This window comes from Streptococcus hillyeri (genome assembly GCF_003686955.1).
Lineage (GTDB): Bacteria > Bacillota > Bacilli > Lactobacillales > Streptococcaceae > Streptococcus > Streptococcus hillyeri.
The window spans coordinates 1-3,158 of record NZ_RCVM01000039.1; the positions used below are offsets into that span (position 1 = coordinate 1).

Consider the following 3,158-nt stretch of genomic DNA (forward strand, 5'->3'; position numbering starts at 1 on the left):
TACGAGTTAAAACGTACCGAAGAAGCAGAAAACTTGGATGAGGCGGATGAAACAGAGCCTCCTGCGAACTACACGCCACCAAAAGTAGAGCGTGAAGTAGGTCAATTGGTAGGTACCTTTAAGGTAGGAGACTATGAAAGTGCGGAAATTGGTTCTAAAACACCAACGCATGTCCAAGTAACGGACCTTAAATACTGTTACCCACGTGTCACAAAAGATGTTAAAGATAAAGACCAGTCTAACGATAAGAATGGTGATGATGGTCAAACAGGACACATTACCCAAGACCCATTGCTTGTAGATGCGACTAATCCAGCTAAAACCATCAAACGTCCATCTTATGCAGCATCATTGACAACGGAAGGTGAAGCCTTTACTTACAGCGTTGATTACAACATGTACAACGTTGCCCTTGAGATGAAGAAAAATGTTATGTTTGTGGACGCACTCGATTATCGCGTGAAGTTTATCAGTGCTAAAGTCACAGACGACCAAGGGAAAGAGTTGCCAGGATTCACAGTTTCTACAAAAGAAACACAAGATGACAATGGTAACGCCAATACAACCATTATCGCTGATGTTCCACAAAATAAAGGTGAACAAACCAAAGAAGTGAACGAAGGTGAGTATGGTGGTCACAAGTTCAAGAAATACCGTCTTGTTATCACTGCAGAAATCAAGGATGAATACAAACTTGACAAGAATGCAACTGAGTACTACAAGATGATGCAGGAAAATGATGGTTTAGGTTTTGCGAACCAAGCTAAGATTGTTTGGAATGGTGACACCAAAGACTTGAAGGATCCAAACGCGAAAACGCGTCGTTCAAACAACGTCTTTGTAACTCCACCATTAGAAACAGATATCACAAAAGAAGTCACACAAGAAGTTAAACCAAAAGAAAAAGGTTCAGAACACTTAGACTTACCAGCTGTTGATGATACTTATTTCTATACTATCGAATCCACATGGCCGGGTATCTTCGATGAGTACCTAATTGAAGATATTCTTGTTCCAGAATTGGAATCATTGAATAAAGATGGTGAAGATAAAGTTTATGTCAATGGTCAAGAGTCTGAAGTATTGAAAAAATACTTGAAAGTAGATCAAGTTGAAGACAATGGCAAAACCACTGACCGTGTTTACTTTGAATTGAAAAAAGAAGAATTGACGTCACTCGAGCTTCGCCGTATCAACCGTGAGATTGCGAAACTGAATGAAGGCAATGATGGCCCAGCTAAGATTAAACTTGGTATCAAGGCTAAGATTCGTGAAAACGCTGATTTAAGCAAATATCATGATGCTGAAGCAGATGGTCAAATCAAAGTACCGAATGAAGCTAAAGTAAAACTTAACAACAAATCGAAAACCTCTAAGAAAGTAACGGTAACGCCACCAGGTATGCCGCCAAAACCAGAGAAAACAGTAGATGAGAAACCATCGCTTACTCTTGGAGCTTTAGAACAAGTCTTTACATATGAAGTGAAGGCGACTGTACCAAAAGATGTTGCTGGTTTCACTAAGTTTGAACTTAGCGACGATCTTGAAGATATCTTGACCATTACAGAAACGAAAGTAACTGTAGGTGGAAAAGCAGATGCAGCAGTGACCGTAACAGGTGCAGCAGAGGCAAACGCTAATGCTACTACTAAAGGTCTAGTTGTCGCAAGCTTACCATCAGATAAGATTTCTAATTATAAAGGTCAAGAAATGGTCTTGACTATTAAAGCTCGCATCAAGGAAGGTGTCACAACTGAAGAACTTGGTAAATATGTAGACAACAGTATCCCTAACAAGGCTACGATTAAAGTTGGTGACAAACCAAACCAAACAGAAGATACCGAAAATGTTCCAGTAACGCCACCAGGCGAGACACCAAAACCAACGAAAACCGTTGATGACCAAGCAAGCTTAAATCTAGCAGGCTTAGAACAAGAATTCACTTACCGAGTGAAAGCAACTGTTCCACAAAATGTGACAGGCTTTACGAAGTTTGAGCTCAGCGATGATCTTGAGGATATCTTGACGGTTAAAGAGATTAAAGTTCTCTCAGCAGGTCAAGAAGACAAAGCAATCAAAGTAACAAGCGTTGCGGATGCGAATAAGGCAAAAGGTCTTGTTACGGCAACCATCGCTAAAGATGACCTTCCTAAGTATGCAGGCAAAGAGATTTCATTAGAAATTAAAGCCCGTATCAAAGAAGATGTAAAAGGTGAAGAACTTGCGAAGTATGTCACAGCAGATAATACAGCTGGTTCTATTCCGAATAAAGCAACCTTGACTGTAGGTGATAAACCAAGTCAAAAGAAAGAAACAGAAGAAGTTCCAGTTACCCCACCAGGTGACACTCCAAACGTTTCTAAGAAGATTAATGAAACCCTTGATAGTGCAGTTGTCTTACCAGAAGCAGACTACACTTACAACATTAAATCTACTTTGCCAAAAGATATTTCTACTTATAAGAAATTCAACATTGTGGATGAGGTTGATGAGCGTCTGACGGTTAAAGGTACGCCAGTTATTAAGGGAGAGGCAGCTAAATTCTTCAAAGTAACAGTGACTGGTCAAACCGTTACAGCTGAAATTACTGATTTTGAAGCAGCGAAAGCTTATGCCGGTAAAGAAGTTGAATTGATTATCACTGCCCAAGTGAAGAAAGATGCGACTGTTAAAGAAGGTGAAAATGGTATTCCGAACCAAGCGAAAGTTCAGTACCGTAATAAATCTCGTCAGGAAGGTGAACCTGATGAGGAAACGCCACCAACACCGCCAGTAACCGTAACGCCGCCAACCGATCCAACAGTTGATAAGAAAATCAACGAAAAACTTGATCACTTAGATGTTCCAACTCAAACGGATTACACTTACAACATCAAAGCAAGCCTTCCAACCACAATCACATCTTATAAGAAATTCGTGATCACGGATACCCTTGATAAGGACTTGACTGTTAAACCAGATGCCAAACCAAGCATCACAGGTGACGTCGCTAAGTTCTTCGATGTTAAAGTAGACGGTCAAACCGTTACAGCGACAATGAAAGACTTCGCGAAAGCAGGCGACTTCGCAGGTAAAGAAGTTGAGTTGGTCATTCCAGCGCAAATCCGCGAAGGCGTGACTCGCGTTAAGATTCCAAATACAACAAAAGTTGTTTATAA

Annotated in this window: 1 protein-coding gene; it reads left to right on the top strand. The window is 40.5% G+C overall.

All coding sequences use genetic code 11. The features are described from left to right. Nucleotides 1-3,158 (top strand): isopeptide-forming domain-containing fimbrial protein (locus EAF07_RS10330; protein ID WP_142925607.1); only part of this gene is annotated, 3,158 nt, incomplete at both ends.